The sequence below is a fragment of the Gloeocapsa sp. PCC 7428 genome (genome assembly GCF_000317555.1).
GTDB lineage: Bacteria > Cyanobacteriota > Cyanobacteriia > Cyanobacteriales > Chroococcidiopsidaceae > Chroogloeocystis.
This window is the reverse complement of sequence record NC_019745.1, coordinates 2,893,641-2,915,240: the sequence shown is the minus strand read 5'-3', so window position 1 is coordinate 2,915,240 and position 21,600 is coordinate 2,893,641. Positions and strand designations below refer to the sequence as shown.

General features: G+C 43.9%; 25 protein-coding genes, 1 tRNA gene and 1 pseudogene. 8 read left to right on the top strand and 19 right to left on the bottom strand.

Going from position 1 to position 21,600, the window contains the following annotated elements; all coding sequences use genetic code 11:
* Positions 1-85: 85 nt before the first annotated feature.
* A complete protein-coding gene (locus GLO7428_RS12795; RefSeq protein ID WP_015188975.1) occupies positions 86-754 on the bottom strand; it encodes a tetratricopeptide repeat protein in 669 nt (222 codons plus the stop codon).
* 340 nt (positions 755-1,094) lie between these two features.
* Between GLO7428_RS12795 and GLO7428_RS12790 the strand changes: the two genes are divergently transcribed.
* Both GLO7428_RS12790 and GLO7428_RS12785 read left to right on the top strand, forming a co-directional pair.
* Positions 1,095-1,559 (top strand): hypothetical protein, encoded by a 465-nt coding sequence (locus GLO7428_RS12790; RefSeq protein ID WP_015188974.1) that lies wholly within the window; start codon positions 1,095-1,097, stop codon positions 1,557-1,559.
* A gap of 15 nt (positions 1,560-1,574) precedes the next feature.
* Entirely contained in the window at positions 1,575-2,132 is a 558-nt protein-coding gene (locus GLO7428_RS12785) for a glutathione S-transferase family protein (RefSeq protein WP_015188973.1), read from the top strand.
* Between the two features lie 58 nt (positions 2,133-2,190).
* Here the strand turns inward: GLO7428_RS12785 and GLO7428_RS12780 are convergent, their stop codons facing one another.
* The gene (locus tag GLO7428_RS12780; RefSeq protein WP_041919137.1) at positions 2,191-2,328 is read right to left on the bottom strand and encodes a photosystem II reaction center protein K; all 138 of its coding nucleotides are present in this window, start codon (positions 2,326-2,328) and stop codon (positions 2,191-2,193) included.
* Between the two features lie 264 nt (positions 2,329-2,592).
* Between GLO7428_RS12780 and GLO7428_RS12775 the strand changes: the two genes are divergently transcribed.
* Both GLO7428_RS12775 and GLO7428_RS12770 read left to right on the top strand, forming a co-directional pair.
* Complete coding sequence (locus GLO7428_RS12775; protein WP_015188971.1) at positions 2,593-3,486, top strand: hypothetical protein; 894 nt, start codon at positions 2,593-2,595, stop codon at positions 3,484-3,486.
* On the top strand, positions 3,483-4,175 hold the full coding sequence (locus tag GLO7428_RS12770; RefSeq protein ID WP_015188970.1) for a hypothetical protein: 693 nt from the start codon (positions 3,483-3,485) through the stop codon (positions 4,173-4,175). Before GLO7428_RS12775 ends, GLO7428_RS12770 begins: the two co-directional genes overlap by 4 nt.
* 80 nt (positions 4,176-4,255) lie before the next feature.
* On the opposite strand, the gene GLO7428_RS12765 is transcribed toward GLO7428_RS12770, so the two are convergent.
* The 7 genes and pseudogenes from GLO7428_RS12765 to GLO7428_RS12745 all read right to left on the bottom strand — a co-directional run bounded on the left by GLO7428_RS12765 (position 4,256) and on the right by GLO7428_RS12745 (position 9,654).
* A complete protein-coding gene (locus tag GLO7428_RS12765) occupies positions 4,256-4,606 on the bottom strand; it encodes a hypothetical protein (RefSeq protein WP_015188969.1) in 351 nt (116 codons plus the stop codon).
* A 184-nt stretch (positions 4,607-4,790) separates the two neighbouring features.
* Positions 4,791-5,423 carry a cyclopropane-fatty-acyl-phospholipid synthase family protein gene (locus tag GLO7428_RS12760; RefSeq protein ID WP_015188968.1) on the bottom strand — a complete coding sequence of 211 codons (633 nt, stop codon included), beginning with the start codon at positions 5,421-5,423 and terminating at the stop codon, positions 4,791-4,793.
* The gene (locus tag GLO7428_RS12755; protein WP_015188967.1) at positions 5,423-6,763 is read right to left on the bottom strand and encodes an APC family permease; all 1,341 of its coding nucleotides are present in this window, start codon (positions 6,761-6,763) and stop codon (positions 5,423-5,425) included. The genes GLO7428_RS12760 and GLO7428_RS12755 overlap by 1 nt, the downstream gene beginning before the upstream one ends.
* 145 nt (positions 6,764-6,908) lie before the next feature.
* Positions 6,909-7,025 carry a hypothetical protein gene (locus GLO7428_RS29740; protein WP_369792505.1) on the bottom strand — a complete coding sequence of 39 codons (117 nt, stop codon included), beginning with the start codon at positions 7,023-7,025 and terminating at the stop codon, positions 6,909-6,911.
* 184 nt (positions 7,026-7,209) lie between these two features.
* Positions 7,210-7,320, bottom strand: a pseudogene (locus GLO7428_RS29480) (nucleotidyltransferase domain-containing protein); the annotation flags it as partial.
* 675 nt (positions 7,321-7,995) lie between these two features.
* Positions 7,996-9,132, bottom strand: coding sequence for a tRNA guanosine(34) transglycosylase Tgt (gene tgt / locus GLO7428_RS12750; protein WP_015188966.1), 1,137 nt, complete (start codon positions 9,130-9,132; stop codon positions 7,996-7,998).
* A 69-nt stretch (positions 9,133-9,201) separates the two neighbouring features.
* Positions 9,202-9,654, bottom strand: coding sequence for a hypothetical protein (locus GLO7428_RS12745; protein ID WP_015188965.1), 453 nt, complete (start codon positions 9,652-9,654; stop codon positions 9,202-9,204).
* Between the two features lie 357 nt (positions 9,655-10,011).
* Here GLO7428_RS12745 and cobS point away from each other — a divergent pair, with 357 nt between their 5' ends.
* Complete coding sequence (gene cobS / locus GLO7428_RS12740; RefSeq protein WP_015188964.1) at positions 10,012-10,782, top strand: adenosylcobinamide-GDP ribazoletransferase; 771 nt, start codon at positions 10,012-10,014, stop codon at positions 10,780-10,782.
* 112 nt (positions 10,783-10,894) lie between these two features.
* Here cobS and GLO7428_RS12735 read toward each other — a convergent pair whose 3' ends face one another.
* The 3 genes from GLO7428_RS12735 to puuE form a co-directional block, all read right to left on the bottom strand.
* A complete protein-coding gene (locus GLO7428_RS12735) occupies positions 10,895-11,362 on the bottom strand; it encodes a PPC domain-containing protein (protein ID WP_015188963.1) in 468 nt (155 codons plus the stop codon).
* A 141-nt stretch (positions 11,363-11,503) separates the two neighbouring features.
* A complete protein-coding gene (locus GLO7428_RS12730; RefSeq protein ID WP_015188962.1) occupies positions 11,504-12,187 on the bottom strand; it encodes a ComF family protein in 684 nt (227 codons plus the stop codon).
* Positions 12,188-12,275: 88 nt separating this feature from the next.
* A complete protein-coding gene (gene puuE / locus GLO7428_RS12725; RefSeq protein ID WP_231295481.1) occupies positions 12,276-13,202 on the bottom strand; it encodes an allantoinase PuuE in 927 nt (308 codons plus the stop codon).
* A 295-nt stretch (positions 13,203-13,497) separates the two neighbouring features.
* Here puuE and GLO7428_RS12720 point away from each other — a divergent pair, with 295 nt between their 5' ends.
* Positions 13,498-13,989, top strand: a complete 492-nt coding sequence (locus tag GLO7428_RS12720) for a GNAT family N-acetyltransferase (RefSeq protein ID WP_015188960.1) — start codon at positions 13,498-13,500, stop codon at positions 13,987-13,989.
* Here the strand turns inward: GLO7428_RS12720 and GLO7428_RS12715 are convergent.
* From GLO7428_RS12715 to GLO7428_RS12690, 6 genes are all read right to left on the bottom strand, one after another.
* Entirely contained in the window at positions 13,949-14,875 is a 927-nt protein-coding gene (locus GLO7428_RS12715) for a sensor histidine kinase KdpD (RefSeq protein WP_041918620.1), read from the bottom strand. The two genes, GLO7428_RS12720 and GLO7428_RS12715, sit on opposite strands and share 41 nt — an antisense overlap.
* Positions 14,876-14,892: 17 nt before the next feature.
* On the bottom strand, positions 14,893-15,468 hold the full coding sequence (locus tag GLO7428_RS12710) for an L-threonylcarbamoyladenylate synthase (RefSeq protein ID WP_015188958.1): 576 nt from the start codon (positions 15,466-15,468) through the stop codon (positions 14,893-14,895).
* Between the two features lie 95 nt (positions 15,469-15,563).
* A complete protein-coding gene (gene prmC, locus GLO7428_RS12705; protein WP_015188957.1) occupies positions 15,564-16,475 on the bottom strand; it encodes a peptide chain release factor N(5)-glutamine methyltransferase in 912 nt (303 codons plus the stop codon).
* A 3-nt stretch (positions 16,476-16,478) separates the two neighbouring features.
* A complete protein-coding gene (locus GLO7428_RS12700) occupies positions 16,479-17,375 on the bottom strand; it encodes a Tic22 family protein (RefSeq protein ID WP_015188956.1) in 897 nt (298 codons plus the stop codon).
* 368 nt (positions 17,376-17,743) lie between these two features.
* Positions 17,744-17,817, bottom strand: a tRNA-Pro gene (locus GLO7428_RS12695).
* An 81-nt stretch (positions 17,818-17,898) separates the two neighbouring features.
* Entirely contained in the window at positions 17,899-18,369 is a 471-nt protein-coding gene (locus GLO7428_RS12690; RefSeq protein WP_369792531.1) for a GNAT family N-acetyltransferase, read from the bottom strand.
* Positions 18,370-18,832: 463 nt separating this feature from the next.
* Between GLO7428_RS12690 and GLO7428_RS12685 the strand changes: the two genes are divergently transcribed.
* The gene (locus tag GLO7428_RS12685; protein ID WP_015188954.1) at positions 18,833-19,795 is read left to right on the top strand and encodes an alpha/beta fold hydrolase; all 963 of its coding nucleotides are present in this window, start codon (positions 18,833-18,835) and stop codon (positions 19,793-19,795) included.
* A gap of 36 nt (positions 19,796-19,831) precedes the next feature.
* Here the strand turns inward: GLO7428_RS12685 and tsaD are convergent, their stop codons facing one another.
* Positions 19,832-20,884, bottom strand: a complete 1,053-nt coding sequence (tsaD, locus tag GLO7428_RS12680; RefSeq protein WP_015188953.1) for a tRNA (adenosine(37)-N6)-threonylcarbamoyltransferase complex transferase subunit TsaD — start codon at positions 20,882-20,884, stop codon at positions 19,832-19,834.
* A gap of 215 nt (positions 20,885-21,099) precedes the next feature.
* Here tsaD and GLO7428_RS12675 point away from each other — a divergent pair, with 215 nt between their 5' ends.
* Complete coding sequence (locus tag GLO7428_RS12675) at positions 21,100-21,594, top strand: photosystem I reaction center protein PsaF subunit III (RefSeq protein WP_015188952.1); 495 nt, start codon at positions 21,100-21,102, stop codon at positions 21,592-21,594.
* The last annotated feature ends 6 nt before the right edge of the window (positions 21,595-21,600 follow it).

Genomic DNA, 21,600 nt, shown 5'->3' with positions numbered 1-21,600 from the left:
AACAATAAATAGTAATTTAGGGGCTGGTAATTGGTCATTGGTAATTGAAAACAATATCCATTACCTATTACCCGACAACGAACAACTAACTTTTAATTAACAGCGCCAACCAATTTTCGACTTGGTAACGCAGGCGTAGATCGTCTTCTGATATTAACTCAAGCGCACGACGATAGTCAGCGATCGCTAAATTCCAGTCTCCCCATAGATGGTACGTCCGACCGCGTTCAGCGTAAATGTTTGCGGGCAATTGACCTAAAATTTCAGCAATATCAAAGTTTTCAATAGCTTGTTCGTATTGTCCTAATTCGCGTAATGTAATTCCACGGTTGATCCAAGCTCGCACATAACTAGGATTGAGGTCAATCGCTGTATCATAGTCGGCGAGTGCTTCTGTTAATTGCCCACACGCAGCATAACAATTCGCGCGATTGTTATAAGCACTAGCTAATGTCGGTTTGAGTTGAATTGCGGTGTTATAATCAGCAAGTGCCGGACACAATTGCCCGCTTTGGAAATAAATTAACCCGCGATTGTTGTAGTCAATCGCATCTTCTGGATGGCGGGTAATTAGCTGATCGAGTAAAGCGATCGCTTCTGTATAGTCTCCTTGTTGCGCCTTGGAGCGCGCATAACTACGTAAAAACTTATCTGGCAATATTTGTGACTGAGATGCCAACGAATCTTGCTTCCAGGTGACTGGTTGGCGTTGATGTTGATAAGCTTGAGGCGATTTTAATGATTGACTATTCATAATTAATATAACTGAGCAATAGCTCAATACCCTATAACGTATAACTTTCTTGGCAGTAATGGTTTTGCTTTTGTGTCAGTTATTCAGGTGTCTGAATGTTGATCTTCAAACATGAAATATTCATACTTTCATACTTCACCTCTATGCTTGATCCTTCATCCTTCGTTGGTTCCATTCCAGAAGTGTAAATATTAATACAGTGGCTAGTAACCTAATACTTGCGACTTCAGATCAATCTTTACGATAGATATGGACTCGTTAGGAGCAGTACATCAAATTGGTACAATGCAACCACTACCACTCTCGTGTGTCAGTCCCTTGAAGAATTGATGGCAATCTTATGGCAACAGCTTCTGTCTATCCTGATGCTCCCGATTTAACGGAAAATGATTATCTTGTGCTTGGCTTAGCGACTTGCTTTGTCAAAGCAGAGGGAGAAGTACATGAATTGCAAATTATCGAACCAATTCCGTCGGCGGCGTTAGAAGCGATCGTCAAAGGTATTCCAACTTCCTATCAACAAGCGTGGGGAACGACTTTAGGTGCGGTACTCGCAGGCGATCAACCCCAGAAACCCGCAGAATGTCCCGCTGCGGCGCAGTTTAGTGAGGAGTTTGTGCAACGCGCGATCGCCGCTGCACGTACCTATAAAGCTCGTCCTGTCGCGCAGGAACATATTCCGCAAGGTACAATCCGTAGTGACTTTAATTACTCGACTGAGCGCAAGCGCGTGTTAAATATGCAACGCGTTGTCACAAAAGAAGACAATGTGAAGCAGCACGATTATACTCACAAAGTCCTGTAAATATCAAAGCTAATCATGCTCAAACTCTATGGTGGCGCGCGTAGCCGTGCGTCGATTGTTCAATGGTATTTGGAAGAATTAGCCGTTCCTTACGAATTTGTCTTGCTGGATATGCAAGCTGGAGAACACCGCCAAGCTGATTTTCTCGCGACCAACCCGATGGGCAAAGTTCCGGCGATTGTTGATGGAGATTTTCAACTTTGGGAATCTGGCGCAATTTTATTGTATCTTGCTGAAAAATATGGTAAAGAAATTTCGTCACCTGAAGAACGGGCAATTGCCGCACAATGGGTGCTATTTGCTAATGCTACGCTAGGACCTGGAATTTTTGTCGAAGCGAGCCGCGATCGCGAAATGCCTCGCTTATTAACACCATTGAACGAAATTTTGTCTCGACAACCGTTTTTACTAGGCGATTCTTTTAGCGTTACCGATGTTGCCGTCGGTTCGATGCTTTGCTACATCCCAATTATGCTCAAGTTAGACCTTAGCAACTATCCTGATGTTCTCAATTATATGAAACGATTATCAGAACGACCTGCTTTTCAAAAATCTATTGGCAATCGCAGTTAAACAATTAAGGACAGGTAACTTAGCCTGTCCTCATGAAATTTTGTCTAGTAATTTATGCTTACTTAAAGCCGATAGCTGCTTGCCACACAAACGCGAGCAACAAGAAAAATACTGGAATAATAGGAAGAACGTCTACCAAGGGATCTAGAATTGAATAAGCCTCTGGGAGTTTTGCTAACAACATTGCAGCTTCCATGTTTAAATCAACCTTTTCAACACAGCTTTCAGAATCGATAAGTATCTTAACACGCTTTGGTAGAGCAAAGTCATCATAAATAGTTTTAAGCTCACTAAGCGCGATCGCACATCTACGTATGACAACAAACCAACGCTTCACACTTCCGTGTTTGGTCGCAACAACAAACTATCTGTACAAATTTGCTACTGGTAACAGACAGATAGAATAGGATGAATTTAATAAGTACTTTTGTACTCGCCTAAATTTATTTAAAGATTGCAGATGGATGAAGAGGCACTGATTAGAAAGCTTTTTGGCGATGATGAACTCAAATATTTGAAGGATAAAAATCGTGGTGGAAGCAACAACGCAAAAGGTAACACATACGAAAATTACTTTGCTATTTATCAAATAGTTCTTTTATCTCCAGAAGTGCTTGAAGAAAATCAAGAAATACACATATCAAATCAAGTTTTGGCATTTGTTGACGATTTAATCGTTGAGTTTATAGATAAAAGTATTCTTCGACATTATCAGCTTAAAAATAGTTTAGATCTCACTTGGAGTAAAAAATCTAAGCGCTCAATCGCTAACGACTTTCAGAAACAGCATCAGTTAAATAAGTCGCTATCAAAAGAATCACAATTACACTTAGTAGTTTCTTGCAAAAATCTCCTAGCTAAGTTAGAAGTAGATATTCCGAATTCTATTGAGAAGTATAGCCAAGTAATTTACTTTCCCTATGAAGATAGCTTAGAAAAAGTTATTAAGAAAGATTCTTTTCGACAAGCTATAGAGTACCTATGTGCTTCTGACAATCCAGAGCCAGATAAGATTGAATGTGTAGCCTTTGTACTACTAGGAGCCTGGACATCCAGTAGTAAGTTCAATTCTCTTAAGGATATTTTAAAAAAAGCTCAAGCATCAACACCTTCCTTTATTCGTTCTTTTAGTAAAGAATGGCAGTTAGACCCTGAAGTCGAAAATATTTTGAGCAAGATCGAGGATTTCCAATATAATCTGACTAAGGGGTTTCTACATTGGAAGTACAAAGACGGACTTGACGTGGGCATCTTACCCTACAGTTGTGATAAAGAGGAGTTTAAGAGATTTCAGGAAATTGTTAAAAGGCATAAACCTACTTGCTTCGATGAACTTGAGGGATTCCTAATATGACAAGAACCTACTCAGAGTTTGCCAATGAAAGGACCAAGATATTGCTAGAGGCTCTAGCAGATAAGAATAGTGCGCCAGATCTTTATAGAACCACTATGGTTAAACTTGGTATGGCTCTGGGTGATGTAATCTTAGCTCAAATTAGTCACGAGCAATGCAATGTATATCTTGCTTGTACAGTTGAAGACGCTGATTTTTTAGCCAAAGGTATGCTCTTACGCCTAGAAAAGCAGCTTCCAAAAGTTGCTTTTGCGTGTTTTTGGAATCAGCGTTTTTCTCCGTTTGAAGTGGAAGATATAACTGTTGCCCCAATTTTAAGAAAATATCAAGAACCTTCAAGTACTGTTAATTATTTAATTATCGTTAAGTCTATTATCTCAGGAGCCTGTGTAGTTAAAACTAATCTGATTAACCTAATTCAGAATATCGAACCTGAAAATATTTTTATAGTAGCTCCAGTGATTTATTATAAAGCAGAAGAAAAACTACGCAATGCATTTGAACAATCTACTTACGATAAGTTTCGATTCTTTTATTTTGCTAAAGACGATCAGCAGACTTCCAAAGGAGAAGTTATCCCTGGGATAGGTGGTAGTGTTTATGAAAGGCTTGGATTTCAAGGACAAGATGATAAAAATAGGCATACACCTGAGATAGTAAAAACCCGAAGAAAATTAATAAGTGTCTAATTACTCAAAGAAGAGTAAGGCGATCGCTTCAGTCGCGGTAATAGATCCAAAGCGTCGCCGTTGCATTAACTGACAAGAAATTATTGCGTATTTGGGATTTCTAAAGCGTCTAAATTTGCGTCAACGGCATTAATAAATCCTTGATCGTTTAAGGTTTGTGCAGGGAGTTCTCCAGCATTAACCGCCGCTTGTACGAGTTTTTCGGCACTAATTCGCCCGTCGTTACTATCCGCAAACATACCACTATATCCACGAATACCTTGACTGCGATAATGTCCTTGGTACGCTAAAGAAACCAAGGTAAAGGGCGTAAGTTTTATCGTATGCGACCGAATTACTGTAGCGTTTGATGCTGTTTCACCTCGCGCAATAGGTATAGACACAATTGTTGTTAGCAAAAATCCGAAAGCAGCGAACGTATAGCGATTCATGGAGTAGCTCCTTGTTCAAGTGCAAAGTGATTCCTGCCTCGTTCGATACTTGCCCTTCTTTGAGGTAATGGGGAGCCAGTGTCGTGCGGAGGTGTCCTCCGTTGAGACAACTGGCGTTAATTGGTAATAGGTTAATTATTCTTCCAATTACCAATGACCAGTTACCAATTTTCACCTACTTTTTTTACGTATTTGAGTCCGTGTCGCGTAAATTAGCTGGAATCTGTTCAGGAATTACCCAGTAGTAGATTGTCGAACCTTCTTGCGTTTGCACGACTCGATCTGGTTTCCAGTCACCCATATCAAAATCGTGGGAGACAACGCGCGTACCTGGCTTGAGTTGTTTGAATAATTGAGGACGTAGCTTAACATTTAGTTCCGGTAGTAGATACAGCGTTACTACTGTTGCTTCGCTAAAGTCGCTTTGGAACAAGTCTTGCTGAAGAAACTGAACGCGATCGGTAACTCCGGCTTTTTGAGCATTTTCGTTAGCTTCGCGAATTCGTTCTGGATTAATATCAATGCCTATACCCCGCGCACCATATTTTTGTGCTGCGGTAATCGGTATTCTACCATCGCCGCTACCTAAGTCATAGATAACATCATCTTTTGTAACTTTGGCAAGCGTGAGCATTTCGTCTACGACTTCTTGCGGGGTTGGTACGTAAACGACATCAGGTTGACGTTCGGGACTTTGAGTAGGAGTTTCAACTTGCGGGGTTTGCGCATTCGTTAACGTTTGCGAGTTACATCCTGCAACTCCTACGGCGAAGCCAATACTTGTCATTAACACCCATGCTGTTCGTCTTAATTGCATTACTCTCTCCTTATGCTACTGTCACGCATCATCCGCGTGATGACTAATAACGGTACACCAGCTAGCAACACTGCAACACCTACTAACGCTCCAACTCCGGTATAAGCTAAGCTAGATTGCAGCATATAAGCGCAGAACACACAAAATAATAGCGGAACGAATGGATACAGCGGAACGCGAAACGGACGAACAATTTCGCGATCGCGTCTGCGCAAAACAAATAGCGACACGCCCGTCAGTAAGAAAAAGAACCAAAACACAGGGGCGGTATAATCTACCATTGTTTCAAACCCGTTACGCGTAATTGTGCCGAGTAATACAAGTAATATGGCGATCGCCCCTTGTACAAGTAATGCTGCGGCTGGCGTACTTCCTTGGGTTTTCCATTGTCCTAAAAAGCGAAACAGCGAAAAATCTCGTCCTAGCGCATAGTTTGTCCTCGCACCTGTGAAAATCGTCGCATTAGTCGAACACAAAGTCGTGACAACAACTAATAAGCTGATAAATATCGCCCCAGATTCGCCCACCGCCTGACGCATTAATTGTGCGGCTAAGGCTTCTGATTCTGCCATACCTGCTAAACCTAGCCCCCGCAAGAAAGCTATGTTCACTAGCAAGTAAATTGTGGTGATAATGCCAATACTCCACAACAGCGATCGCAGCATATTTTTTTGCACGTTGTGTAACTCGGCGGAAATAAACGCGGCTTCGTTCCAACCACCATAAGTTAACAGTACAAACACCATTGCTAACCCAAAATTTCCTGAGGATGTTGCTGTCGGCGCGGTTGCTGTTGCGGTAGCTGCGGGTGTTGCTAACGCAAGTCCAAAGAAAATCAGTACGAGTAAGCCGAGTACTTGGGCTGCGGCTAACCAATTTTGCGTCCATTTTCCCAGGCGTACGCCCAGGATATTCAAACCCGTGAGTAAAGCGATCGCCACTGCGGCATAAATCGAAGCCGAATAAGTTCCCAAACGCCATAGCTGCGAAGCATAGTCGCCAAAAACAAACGCGAGCAAGACAATCGAACCCGTTTGTATGACTGCTAGCCGCGCCCAGGCGAATAAAAAGGCAATACTATTGCCAAACGCACGTTGCAAGTAGTAGTAGTTACCACCAGGATGAGGATACGTTGTTGCCAGTTCTGCATAGCACAAAGCACCAACTATGGATACACCACCGCCTAACAACCATGTCAGCAGTACCATAGTGCTATTACTCGCATTACCAGCGACAAGCGAGGGTGTTTCAAAAATCCCAGCACCGATAACAACACCAACAATGAGCGCAACAGCATCCCATACTAACAGTGTCGGTTTAATCGTATTGACTGTACCCATAGTTGTTGTGAAGTGACATTTAGCAGATTTGCTTTACAGTGTATTCTGCATCCTTCCACCGCCAGTTAGGCAGTGTTCTGAGCAAATGCGAATTTTGATGATGCTAAACGGTAATCGGTCTATGGTAGTATAACTTGTCTGTAATTTACGAGCTATTTATTAAAGGGTGCAGAAAACGTTTCACTGCTTCTCCAAGAATAGCGATTTGATGACGCACAGCCGACTGTGTTTTGAGGTCAATTTCAAATTTTGCCTTATCCATGCCTTGAGTAAACTACAAAATTAAACGACTTGCTTTGGCTAAGTCTAAAAGCGTAGCTTTATCTCTTGACATCAACTGTTTTTGCGAGACTTAATATTTTTTGCCTTTGTTTTTCAGTAAAATCAACTTTTCTTCCCAAGGGTTGTTCTAGTTCTTGTTGGATATTAACTAAATCTATTAATATCTAAGGCGCATCTGAAGTAAAAGTTACTAATACATCAATATCACTATCAGCACGAAAATCATCTCGCAGTACAGAACTAAACAGTGAAAGTTCTATAATTTCCCACCGCTGGCAAAACTCATTAAACCGCCTGCATGAATGCTTGACAAATCAATTCGCAGCCAAACAAAAGACAATCTATAGCAGAGGTCAGGTTGAAAATCAGTTAGGGTAATGGTTATTGGTACCTTCAATGTCCTAACTACCCCAACGAGACGGCTATATCACTGTGAACTTATTGATAAAAGTCTTGCTTCAGTGTACGAAAGTACACTTTGCTTGAGTAGCCCCTGACTTCAGTCAGAGGGCGTTTGTGATTCATGCAAGAAGTCTATTAACCTTCTCTTGCGCTAAGAATAAATTATTTTTCATTTTTCTTGCTGGCTTATATATTTTTTCTAAATCATCATAGACACATCTATGAATTCAATATGGCAATTTCTGCTAATTATTGCTGTTTGTGTTGATAAACAATTTTTATTCGTGAGATTCTTTGGGAAACGTAGACGCATGTAGGGTAGAACACAAACGGAGATGCCTTTCGACTAAAGTCGGTGCTACCCAAACGAAGTGTGCTGCTTTGCACACTAAGATTAAGAGTTTTATTATTAAGTCAACGGAGGTGAACTTTGTTTATCTAGCAGTGAATTTATTCGCGATTCTCTTCATGTAGGAGGTTTAAAGAAAAGAGAAAAAGAGTTCCTCACAAAGGATTTATGACTACTGTACATATCATGTTTATCGTAATCAAGTGTTTGATGAATCTGTCACTGCCGATTGTGTTAGCCAAGGCGCGAATTCAGTTGCAAAGGAATCGCTTAATATTGCTTCGCGCATTCGTTGGGTAAAGCGAATGAGTTCGGTAATGTTGTGAATACTCAAAAGCGTATAAGCTAAAATTTCGCGCGATCGCACCAAATGACACAAATACGCGCGGGTAAAATTTTGACACGTGTAGCAAGGACACGTTTCATCGAGTGGCGTAAAATCTTCGCGAAACCGTGCATTTTTAAGATTCCAGCGATCGCCTTGTTGAACTAACGCCGCCCCATGTCGCGCTAATCGTGTTGGAATCACGCAATCAAATAAATCCACACCTGCGGCGACGGCTTTTGCCATTTCGCGATACGTACCCACACCCATTAAGTAACGCGGTTTTTCGCGCGGAAGTAATGGCGCGGTTGCTTCAACAATTTGATGAATCAATTCGGGCGGTTCTCCAACACTCACACCACCGATCGCATATCCTGGTAAATTTAATTTGGCAACTTCGAGCGCAGCTTGGGCGCGTAAATCTAAATAAACGCCGCCTTGAACAATGCCAAACAATGCTTGATCTTGACGTTGATGTGTAGCGATACAACGTTCTAACCAACGGTAAGTTCGATTTGTCGCATCCGTAACCGCTTCGCGACTTGCAGGGTAAGGCGGACATTCATCGAATGCCATAATCACATCTGCACCCAGCGCATTTTGAATTTGAATTGATTTTTCTGGTGTGATATTAATCACTTGACCATCGCGCGGCGAACGAAACGTCACGCCATCGTCAGTAACTTGCCGCAATTCACTTAAACTAAAAACTTGAAATCCACCCGAATCAGTTAGCATTGGTCCATGCCAGTGCATAAACGAGTGCAAACCGCCAGCTTTTGCGACAATTGCTTCGCCAGGTTGCAGGTGGAGGTGATAGGTGTTAGCTAACACCATTTGCGCTCCTGTTTCTCCCAACTGCGCTGTAGTAATTGTTTTTACATTAGCCAGCGTTCCCACTGGCATAAATCGTGGTGTTGCTACACGACCATGTGGTGTTAGAAAAAATCCAGCGCGTGCTTTTGTTTGACTACACTCAGCCAAAACCTGAAACGAGAATTTCTCACTCAAAATAGCAACTACTTTTTTTGGTATGTAGCGTTTTATCCCTAACCCCTCGCTCCTCGCTCCTCACCCCTTCTAAAATGGACAAGCCCCGTCATCGTCAATTTCGGCATCCCATCTTGCAGAAAATACTTGCTCCATCATGACTTCTAAAGCTGTTTCATTGAAGTTGCGTGAAGCCCGCTCTTGCATCGGAGTAGAAAGCGGAATTAACCGCAAGCAACGGTTATCCTGGACTAAATCGAAATAAGTTTCTTGCTGCGGTGACTGTTGTAATTCGACGTAATCAAAACTATAGACATTCAAATAGAGCGCGTGATTAGCTACAATTGTAGACTGCTCTGGACTCGCAATCACTTCTACGACATCGCCTTCACCCTCACTTTGTATTTTACCTTCCTGAATATGCAGATAGCGGACGCGCCCTAAATCAGCCAGCAGCCTCCGCATATCTATTTTGTTGACGACTATACCAGTATGAATAATGCATGGCGCTGGTAATCTGGTGTCGGAGCTATGGTGATTCATAATCAAACAGCCTTTTAGCAATTACAGAGAATACAAACAGAGGGGAAGTTCTTCCGTCAAGGCGTGAAGTACTAATTACATAACTTTCTCCTGACGCTACACATTAAGACATCTACGAATTCTATGTAGATAAGATGTAGATTATGTCATTGATAGACATCAAACTACATCTGTTGTAACGCAGTCAATAAGTTGGTAGAAGCTTGGTTAGAGATGCATAGAAAAGGTAAGATGACTGATAGAACAGATACTCAATGCTCTGTCCCTGTCAATCTTATCTCAAGTTTTGGATTACGATCCTGTTGCTGACATCTGATTTTCTATTTATTTTTGTTTACTTTATGTTGATACGCGCTTGTGGTGGATAAGCAACAGTGGTGGAAACAACTCTGGTGTGATGTTGCAGCGGCGCTTGTTTTCTACACTTGTCTTCCGATACCTTGGGCGATAACGCTCGATTTTGAGCGCGTATCTCGCTACGTACCGCTCGTTGGGTTATTACTTGGGGGAATTCTGGGATTATTAGATGCGGGGTTCTACTTTGTCGGAATACCCGTGCTAACTCGCAGTGTCTTAGTTGTCGTCAGTTGGATCGCCTTGACTGGCGGCTTACACTTGGATGGGGCTATGGATACCGCTGATGGCTTAGCCGTACAAGATCCACAACGCAGGCTGCAAGTCATGACAGATAGTGCGACAGGAGCATTTGGCGCGATCGCAGCAGTCGCCTTATTACTTCTGAAAACGGCAGCGTTGAGTGAAATCAGTTCTGATCGTTGGTTAAGTTTGCTGGCTGTCTGCGGTTGGGGGCGCTGGGGACAACAAATCGCGATCGCTCGTTATCCTTACCTCAAACCAACAGGTAAAGGTTCGTTTCACAAAGCCGCATTGCAGCCGCGAGATATTCTGCTAGGATTATTACTTTTACTAGGCTTGAGTGGATTAAAAATTGTCCTCAATCGCGATGCGGCGATTCATGCGGTAGTTATGGCGACGAGTGGAATTGCGATCGCGTTTTTGACAGGTGCTTGGTTCAATCACAAACTCGGCGGTCACACCGGAGACACCTACGGCGCAGTCGTAGAATGGACAGAAGCACTATTACTATGTGTGCTAACGGTGCTATAATCGTGATGCGTAATTCACAATACCCTAATTCTCTCAATGAGTCCACGAAGGTAGACTTCGTTTGCGCAGCCGCGACTAAAGTCGCCAGGCTATCCCCTAAATTCCAGTTAAATCATATTGGTCGTAACCGCGTCACCCGTAACACAAACGCCCCGCCACCTGTTTCACCAAACGAACGAACGCGGATGATGTAATTTCCAGTTTGGTTGATGCGCGTAAAGAGCAAAGAATTTGTTGTTCCATCAGGACCATCGTCATTTTCTGCGAGTGTTGCGCCTTCGGGTGACATCAAGGTAACAATCGTATCAAAGTTATCCGAGGTGAGATCGATCGCAATATTATCGCCCTGGTTAAACCTGACTAGGTAATCGCGCGCAAATCCCCCATCGCCGGTAGGAATGTCTCTTTCTGAGAGCGTATCAGAAACCTGATTGCTCGGAGGTAAGGGAATCGGATTATATAACCTTGTTTGTTGAGTTTGTTGAGCGATCGCTGAAGGAACGAAACTTGTTGCACCTGCTAGCAACGTCAAGGGAAGGAGCAGATTACTCACCCCCGTTGCCAAAGCTTTTATGATCATTTAACGCAGTATTCCGGCAAAACAGCTTAAGTGGGTTTATTATAAGGCGCATTTTTAGATATTTGCCCATGCTTTCATGAAATTGCGGCATGGCACAAACACAGAAAGCCGCGATTAACTAGGAGAATGACACATTAAACATTACCTTTTTGGGAGCATATTTCTACTAGGAGTAGCGATCGCGACAACACCATATACAGAGATTCCGTGTTTTTGTAAAGCTTGAACGGCTGAACGCACGGTTGCCCCAGTGGTATAAATATCATCAAGCAATAGCACTCGATCATGTGGACGTTGACGATGAAATTCGGTTCCAAGCACAAATGCATCCGCTAAATTTTCTTCTCTTTGCAATCCGGATAAACTAAATTGTGCGTCTGTTGCCTTGACGCGTTTTAAACCCAGAGGCTGCAAACCTAATTTGGTAAAATGACAAAAGCTCTCGGCTAGTAGTTCGGCTTGATTGTAGCCGCGCGTTTTCAATTTATCGGCGTGTAATGGGATAGGAACGACAACTAACTTTTGTTGAGGTTGCGAATTGAGCCAAGCTTGCGCTAGCCACTGACCTAACGGTTTAGCAATTTGCGGTTGATTGTCATATTTTAAAGCAGCGATCGCGCGTTTGAGCGTTCCATTATAATTTCCCCAAGCAAAGACGGGTAACTCTCCTCGCCAAAATTCTTGAGGATTCGATAATTTACAACGTTGTAGCTGCCTTGTACAGTCTTGACAAAATTCCTGTGGAGTCGGACGCTGACAAAGTGGACACTGCGATTCTAGAAATAAATTGAGAAAGCTCTGAAAATTTTGCGTCCAATTTGGCATTTTATGCCTACGACCATCTTTGAATAAATCGTTTTTGGTTTTAGCAAAATATCAGTGATAGTCGTGTAGCTCAGATCACAGCAGGTAGCTAAGGTTGATGATGCTTGTGCCAGTGTTGGGCAATATCAATGCGACGACAGATCCAAACGCGATCGTGTTGCTGTACATAGTCAAGAAAACGAGCTAAAGATGCAGCGCGTCCTGGTCTACCTGCTAAGCGACAGTGTAATCCCACACTCATCATTTTAGGTGTAGTTTCGCCTTCGGCATAAAGGACGTCAAAAGCATCGCGCAGATAAGCAAAAAACTGATCGCCAGAGTTGAAACCTTGAGTTGTGGCAAAACGCATATCATTGTTATCTAAGGTGTAAGGAATCACCAGATGCGGCTTACCATAGTCATGTATCCAGTAAGGTAAGTCGTCTGCATAGCTATCTGAATCGTAGAGAAAGCCGCCTTCTTCTACAACTAGTTTGCGCGTGTTAGCACTCGTGCGCCCAGTGTACCAACCGAGAGGGCGACTACCTGTCACTTGTGTATGAATTGCGATCGCTGTGTGTAAATGTTCGCGTTCTGCCGCTTCCCCAAAATACTTGTAATCGATCCAGCGCCAGCCGTGACTTGCAATTTCCCACTCAGCTTCGCGCATTGCAGCAACTGCTTCGGGATTGCGTTCTAATGCCATAGCAATACCATAAACGGTGACAGGAATACCGCGTTGAGTAAAAATCCGATGCAACCGCCAGAAGCCAGCCCGACTACCATATTCATAAACTGACTCCATATTCATATGCCGCAAACCCATCAAAGGTACTGCACCAACAATTTCCGACAAGAATGTTTCCGACGCTTGATCGCCATGTAGAATGCAGGTTTCTCCCCCTTCTTCATAATTAATCACAAACTGTACGGCAATTCGTGCTTGGTTTTGCCATTGCGGATCGGGTGGCGTGCGCCCGTAACCAATCATGTCGCGCGGATAATCTGCTGGCATTCTCGTTATGCTTTCTATCATTGCGATTTTCGATATTCCAACTTAGCAGGTTCTGGGAAAAATACTTGCTCTAGATTGGTTTAAGTCGGCGAATCCTGACAATCGGATCTGGAGATATAGAGTATGAGCTTCCCCCAGAATTGGGGGATGGGAGGGGGCTAATCAATATGTCCAGTTCGTAGCAGTAGTTTAATTAGTAACAGTTTTACAAATAACTCTGTGGCAAATTCAGTTTAGTGAATCTACCCAGTAACGACTTTTATTTTGCAAAATATAAAGCAAGCGTTACGATGTATGAAGCTCAAATCAGGACACTATGGACTACAGCCATATTCAATTCTGCGATAGTTCGATTGCGGCAGATGGTCACTGCCAATCTCCGGTCGATATCCATCAACTACACGACTTGTTTCAGGTAGCGGCTTTTTGGGCGCAAGATCGCAGTCTTGAAGATTTGCAGCTAGCGATCGCTAATAGTAAACCCGTCATTAGTGTCTGGGATGGCGAAAAATTGATTGGTTTTGCTAGAGCCACATCAGATGGTGTTTACCGTGCAACAATTTGGGATGTAGTCATTCACCCTGATTATCGCGGGGCTGGGCTTGGGCGCAAGCTTGTTGAAAGTGTTTTAAGTCATCCACATATGAACCGCGTGGAACGTGTTTACTTAATGACAACACATCAGCAAAGCTTTTACGAACGAATTGGTTTTGAGTGCAACTCAAGCACGACGATGGTTCTCCACAACCAGCCAAAACTAGGTTTCCCTACTCAAGAAATTCAGCTTCAGGAATTACCAAGGGGATAGTTACCTGAATACGAGTACTCTGAGCTACATTAACATCACGAGCAATCGGCAAAAAGCTCAACTTGGCTTGCATCAGTTCTAACACGGTTTGATTCAATAAAAGTTTGCATCCGGCGGAAAGCGTTTGATTGTCTACCGCCGCACTGCTAATCTGTTGCTCGAACTGCATTGCGTCTAATGGTTCAGACCAAGTGTCTATTGGTAGTGGTACATCAAAGAAAATATCAACCGACTCGGTATCGAGTGAGGTTTGAGATGATATCGTAATGCTACCGGCTTCCATTTTGGGAATGCAAATATCTACTAAGTTTAAAAGCACTAAGCGCAACCACTGCGGATCTGCCAAAATATAAATTTCTGGATCGGCGAGCGATACTTGTATTTTGATACTACGGTTGGCTGCTACAGTCTGCGTCAAATGAGCGATTTCCTCGATAACCGCTGTTAATTGTAACGGCTGAATTTCTAAGTGATTACTGCTATTTTCAATGCGGGCGACATCGAGAATTTCATCGAGCAATTTTACTAGTTTCAACGCTAGCTGATGCGCTTGGGCGACAAATTCACGCTCTTCGGCTGGATTGTCACATAAATCAGACAGAATTAACTGATGCAATCCGATTAAGCTATTGAGTGGCGATCGCAGTTCGTGCGCAGTGCGTACCAAAAATCCGGCTTTGAACTGACTGAGTTCGCGTGCTAACTGATATGCTATTTCTGTTTGTTGTAATTTTGATACCATTTGGGTATCAGTATCAATTACTGATGATGAAGACTGCAAAGGCGTTTTAGCTAATTTATTACCAAATACTTGTGCAATACGCCGACTTCCCAGCCCTAACCCTAGCCCAAATGCTAGATACACCCAATTCATCCAGCTTGTCATTCGTGTTATGTACAAATTTAAAATTCTAACTTGACTGAGCCTTGGCGCAAAATTTGCCAGCCTTGATCTGTCCATTTCGCGACAGTCGAAGGAACGCCAATATTTGGTGTTGTCGCTTGTGATTGTAATGTTAAGACATCGGGAAACTGAAGGGCGATTTCTGCCATCGTGCGTAGCGGTGGCTGACCGGATAAATTAGCACTTGTTGTCGCCAAAGGACCGGTTTGTTCTAGAATACTTTGCGCGATCGCACAATTTGGCACCCGCAATCCAATTGTACTCGGATCGCTCGGATTCATCTGCTTAGGCACGCGTGGTGAGGCAGGCAATACAAGCGTTAAAGCTCCAGGCCAGTATAACTCAGCAACTTGTTGCCAGGGCGTGCGATCGTCGCCAGCAACAAAATCCCAAAGGTCGCTTGCCTTTGCACCCATAAGAATTAATGGTTTATCTTGACTGCGTTGCTTGAGTGCAAAAATTAAATCTGCTTTTTCTGGTAACGCCGCCAGCGCGGGTACGGTATCTGTTGGAAAGCTAACAACACTACCAGAACGTACTCTAGCGATCAGTTCGTCAAGAGAAACTTGGGTCATAACATTAGAGGTCAGAGGTCAGAGGTCGGGGGTCAGGAGAGTTATAAGTTATAAAACTTCGTTCAACTCAAAATTCAAAATTCAAAACTTTTACATCACCCCTCGTTGCTGCGATAGGCTAAAGCAAAGCGCTCGATGCCTGCAAGATCTGGATGAATTTTAATGTTGCCGTAGCTACCGTGATTTTGCAACAGTGTGGCAACAACTTCGGCTTGCCCTGCCATCATTTCAATCAACCAAATACCGCCAGGTCTTAGGTACACTGCTGATGTGGCTATGAGATGACGAATACAGTCTAAACCGTCGGCACCGCCATTGAGTGCTAACCACGGTTCGTGCAGTGCGACTTCGGGTTGTAGCTGTGGGACAAGTTCGCTCGGAATATAGGGTGGATTGGAAACGATACCGCTGAGTTGACCTTTGAGAAACTCTAAAGGCTCCCACCACGAGCCTTGATAAAACTGAATTCGGTGAGCATAACCAAGGGCTTGGGCATTTTGGCGCGCGACGGCTAAGGCTGCTGCGCTGCAATCAACCGCGTGAATTGTCGCCTGTGGCATTGCTTGGGCAAGTCCGATCGCGATCGCACCACTACCTGTTCCTAAGTCTGCCCAGTGTCCTAATTCATCGTGTTTCTCGCTTTTTTGGGCTGCACTTACAGCTATATCAATTAAACACTCTGTTTCGGGACGGGGAATGAGTACGGCTGGAGAAACCGCTAGCTTAAACTGTCGCCAGGGTGTCGCTCCTGCAATGTATTGCACTGGTAGGCGATCGTGAATGCGTCGTTGCCATAGGCGATCTAAATCGTGCAGTGGTATTTGTAGTTGAATTTCTGGCAAATTTTTGAACGAGCCTAAACGCAGTGAAAGGCGGTCTAATCCGGCGACTTCTTGCAGTAACCAGTCTACTTCGGTAACAGGAATACGAGCAGAAAGCGCTGCTCGTTGAGCAGCACTACGCCATTGCCAAAGTGCTAAACCAGATGTTAGCAACTGATCGTTCATGTATTAGCGGGCTGGACGCTGCGGCGCGGCTTGTTGTGGTGCTGGGCGCTGTGGTTGTGCTTGTTGACCGGCGGCAGATTGTTGCAGCGATCGCACGTACTGAATCGACTCTTGTGGCGGAACCAGCACGATTTGTTGTACGCCTTCGTCGTTGCGAGTTCTCAGAATTTCTAACATTCCTTCTAAATTGAGAACTTGGATATCAACGGTAGAAGCTAACTCAGGTTGCTGCTTCTTGAAGCGATCGAGCATTCCTTGTAATTCTTCTTTGTTGAAGTAGAAAGGAATGACTTCAACTTCTGCTTGCTGATTGTTGGCTTGTGGACGGTTTATCTTCATCGTCAGGTAGCCTTTTTCTTTTCCGGCTCGTGCGACAAACAGCGGAGTTCCTACGCAGTCTTCCAATCTTCTTTTATTTTGTTCGCAAGCTTTACGCAGTTCTGAGTTGCTACCACTTTGCCGTAGTAAAGTTAAGGCAGCATCAAATTGCTGTTTAGCTGGTATATAAGCGATATCTAAAGAATTCGGTTGATTTGCGTTGGCTTGTTCCAGCTTGTACACCTCTCCTAACGGTACAGGGACAACGCGTACTGTATTACCTAGCTGTGGATTTGTTTTCTTCAGGTTGTTGACAAATGCTTGCGCATCTTTTTGGCTAATAAAAACGCCTGCGACGGGACTTTGGTTTTGTTGATTTTGGTTTTGTGCGTTCTGCGGTGGAGTGGCGACTAGGGGAGCGCCCTTGCTGTCGGTGATCGTAAATACGGGGACAGACCCTAATTTTTGCAAAATTTGCTCTTGTGGCAAAGCCAGCGCCCGCAGATTACCGGCGAGGACAGAACTCATAACGGCGCTTCCTAATATTCCTAAAGTTGCGCCCCAACGAAAAATTGATTTCATAACTGCTCCTGGCATCAATAGCCCACTAGAGTATGACAATGTATCTGATTTGTAAACGCGCTGTCGTGATTTTTGTTATGTTAGCGCTTTGGCGATCGCTTTGTTGGTTGTGTGAGTCATTAACTGATAACATCCAAGCCAGACGTTACAAATAGGTAGATCGTTCCGCACCACATTTGCTTTTGGTTTTAGTTGACAATTGTGATTGAGTCATTTGCTGAGCAATGACGATTTCGCGCTTCAACATTAATTCTGATAACAATTATTACTGCTTGGATCAATAGCGTTGTGAAAGTCTAGAAGGCAGCGCAGCTATAATCCCTATTTGCCCGTTGCCTTTCTAGCTAAATTATTTTACTTCTTAACTATCGGGATGACAGGATTTGAACCTGCGACATCCTGCTCCCAAAGCAGGCGCGCTACCAAGCTGCGCTACATCCCGTTGCTTTAATTCGCATCGTTGTTAGTATAGCATAGCAAAGTTGGGGACAGAAGAGAAAACGCTGAGTTAATTTTGTCTTGCCTAGTTTGGGTACCAGAACATTCCTTTGATGCCTTCAGGGTCGGACATAAATCCTAAGCCTCGGTAAAAATCTACGACATGAGGATCGGCAAATAATGTGATATTGCTGATGTCTTCACTTCTCAGTTTCTTAATCATGTACTTCATCAGTGCCTTACCCAAACCTTTACCTTGAAACGAGGGGTGTACAACAACATCCCAAATTGTTGCATTAAAGGCATGGTCTGAAGTTGCCCGCGCAAAACCGATGAGTCTTCGTTGTGTTCCGCGAACTTCCCACATTGACGCCACCAAGAAACTATGCTGTATGGCTTTTTTTACCTTGCGCAGCGGACGACGCGACCAACCGACCGCATCACATAGTTCTTCTAGTTCGTACAAGTCAATTTCACGTTCGCTACTAAAAACAATGCGATCGCCTTCGCCTGATTTTTCTAGGCGATCGCTACTTGGAGAGGAGCCATTTGCCATTTCAATTGCATACTCCTCGTTTACGGTCGTTTTGGTGCCTGCGGCTAACTCAGAGCCGCTAAACCAGCTTTTCCAAAAACCCATGCCAGCGTGGTTCGGGTAGATAAATATAATGACGAGTGCATAAACTAGTCTGACACTTTACAGTTTATTATGTTTGCTCACACAGTCTGTACTAGCAATCTAGTACTTTCAAACTGATTCATTCAGCGCGATTGCTGGTGAATACAAGCGTGTCTAAGCGAGTGAAACAGAATTGATCGTAATAGTGAGTCACAAACTAGCTATTCCCAAATGTAGCATTTTTCACTAAAAAGCTGAATTGAGTTTGGGAGAGGTTTGAGAAGCGGCGTGTCCTTTGATTCCTGATTCTTTGTGGCATTCAGGAAGTCGTATCAAACCTACAACTCTTTTTTATCGAAAACTCAAGTTTAGTGGGGAGCGTTCAGGATAGGATATAAGCATGGCAACCATTGAAATTCTAGGAGTCCCCCACGCCTACGAGCTAACGACTCCCACAGCAGGTGCTCATGCTTTAGTATTTATCCACGGTTGGCTATTAAGCCGTGGATACTGGCAGCCTATCATCGAACAGTTATCTCCAGACTTTCAGTGTCTAGCATACGATCTGCGCGGTTTTGGTCAGTCGCAACTGAGTCCAGTTAACCGTGAGTTGCCACACGCAGAAAATGTTTCGAGTTTAGTTCCGGCTTCGGTAGGCGCTGCGGCGGCTCAACATTGCTCATCGCGCTACACTGCTGCTGCTTATGCGCAGGATTTAATGATTCTTCTAGAGAAACTTAATATTACAAGTGCTTGGTTAATTGGTCATTCGCTGGGTGGTAGTATCGCCTTGTGGGCAGCTGACCAAATGCCAGACCGGATCAGGGGAGTTATTTGTATTAATGCGGGTGGCGGTATTTATCTTAAAGAAGCTTTTGAGCAGTTTCGTAGCTGGGGTTCAAAACTCATCAAATATCGTCCGCGTTGGTTGTGCTATTTACCACTGCTCGATTTACTATTTACTCGTGCTAATGTGGCGCAGGCGATCGCACCAGCATGGGGTCGTCAGCGGCTGATTGATTTTGTTGTCGCGCATCCCGAAGCCGCCCTGGGAACGCTTTTAGATTCGACAACCGAAGCGGAAATTAATCTTTTACCAAAAGTTGTATCCCAACTTCAGCAACCTGTGTATTTTATTACAGGCGACAAAGATCAAATTATGGAGCCGAAGTACGTTCGGCATTTAGCAAGCTTTCATCCGCTATTTGAAGCCTGTGGCAATAATGTCATGGAAATTCCTGAGTGCGGACATTTAGCAATGATCGAACACCCGCAAACTGTTGCCGATCAAATTCGCCTACTTCTAGCGCAGCATAACCATAGCAGAGGAGCCAGTGCGGTGCAGAGGTTCCCTCCGTTGTAGCAACTGGCGCGAGCAGAGGAAGAAATGGGATAAATACTATGTCCAACCATTGTGTTGGTATAACTGCATGACTTCAGTCAGCGCTAATCGGGATTGGACACCTAAATTAAGGGGGGAAGTGTGACCGCGATCGAGGTGTTCCGCCGCAGCACAACCAATCATAGCGGCATTGTCGGTGCAAAATTTGAGTGGGGGAAATAAGACGCGCAAGTTGTGCGCACTCGCAGCAGTCGTCAAATGATGTCTCAAGCCGCTATTTGCAGCAACACCACCACCAACAGCTATTGTGTTGAGATTGTAATCTCGCGCACAGGCGATCGCCCGTTTGGTGAGCGATCGCGCAACACTCGCTTGAAAACTTGCAGCAACGTCTTCTACTGATAGTTGTCTTTCTGTTTCGAGTTGCTGTACTAGCCGCAGAACTGCGGTTTTTAAGCCACTAAAGCTCGAATCATACGGATGATACCCGCCACTTGGTTGCGAAACGTTGCCTTCGGGTAACGAAAAGGCTTGTGCGTTGCCTAATTGCGCTAGTTTATCAATCACTGGACCGCCAGGATAACCGAGTTTGAGTAATCGCGCTACTTTATCAAAAGCTTCTCCCGCCGCATCATCGCGGGTTTCGCCTAACGTTTCGTACACACCACAATCTTTGACATAGATTAAACTCGTATGTCCGCCAGAAACGAGCAAACTCAAAAATGGCGGCTCTAAACTCGGCTCGCTCAGATAATTTGCATAAATGTGTCCCTCAAGGTGATGCACGCCGATAAACGGTTTTTGCTGCGCGATCGCCAGTGTTTTTGCGGCGGTAACTCCTACTAATAAGGCTCCGACAAGCCCTGGAGCGCAAGTTGCGGCAATTCCATCGATTTCTTGCCACGTGAGATTTGCCTGCGTTAAAGCAAGTTCGATTCCATGATTAATAATCTCTAAATGTTGGCGCGAAGCTACTTCTGGAACAACTCCACCGTATTGGCTGTGAACTGCAATTTGTGATTTAACAATACTACTAAAAACTTGACGATTTTTAACAATTGCGACAGCAGTTTCGTCGCAGCTAGTTTCTATCGCTAAAACAGTTGACATAATTTTAAAATAGGCATCTTAAGTGCGAATTAATATCTAACAATGACAAGCAAAATTTATCCGACTATATTAAGTAGCTTAAACTTTATCCACCGCAAACTTTACTAGGTTCACACGCAAGAGTATGATTGCTTCCATATGAGCGCTTGCCTAGCTTGTCCAGGCTGCTTATCGTACAACAAAATTTAGGTTTTGTAATAAAGGGAAACAATTCCATGCGACGATTGTTTGCTCTAGTCCTTGTCATCGGTTTATGGTTTAATTTTGCACCGCAGGCGTTAGCCGTTGGTGCAGGACTTGTGCCTTGTAGTGAATCTCCAGAATTTATCCAAAGGGCAGCTTCTGCCCGAAACACTACCTCCGATCCTAATTCAGGACAAAAGCGATTTGAGCGTTATGCTCAAGAATTATGCGGTCCTGAGGGTTTACCCCACTTAATTGTAGATGGTCGTCTCAATCATGCAGGTGACTTTCTGATTCCTAGCATTCTCTTTCTCTATATTGCTGGTTGGATTGGCTGGGTAGGACGTGCCTATCTTCAAGAAGTCAAAAAGCGCGACAATACTGAATTGCGAGAAGTCATTATCGACGTGCCTACCGCACTACCACTCATGCTATCAGGCTTCACTTGGCCCCTCGCAGCGGTGAAAGAACTACTTTCGGGAGAATTAGTTGCTAAGGATGACGAAATCCCAGTTTCTCCACGCTAGTTTGAT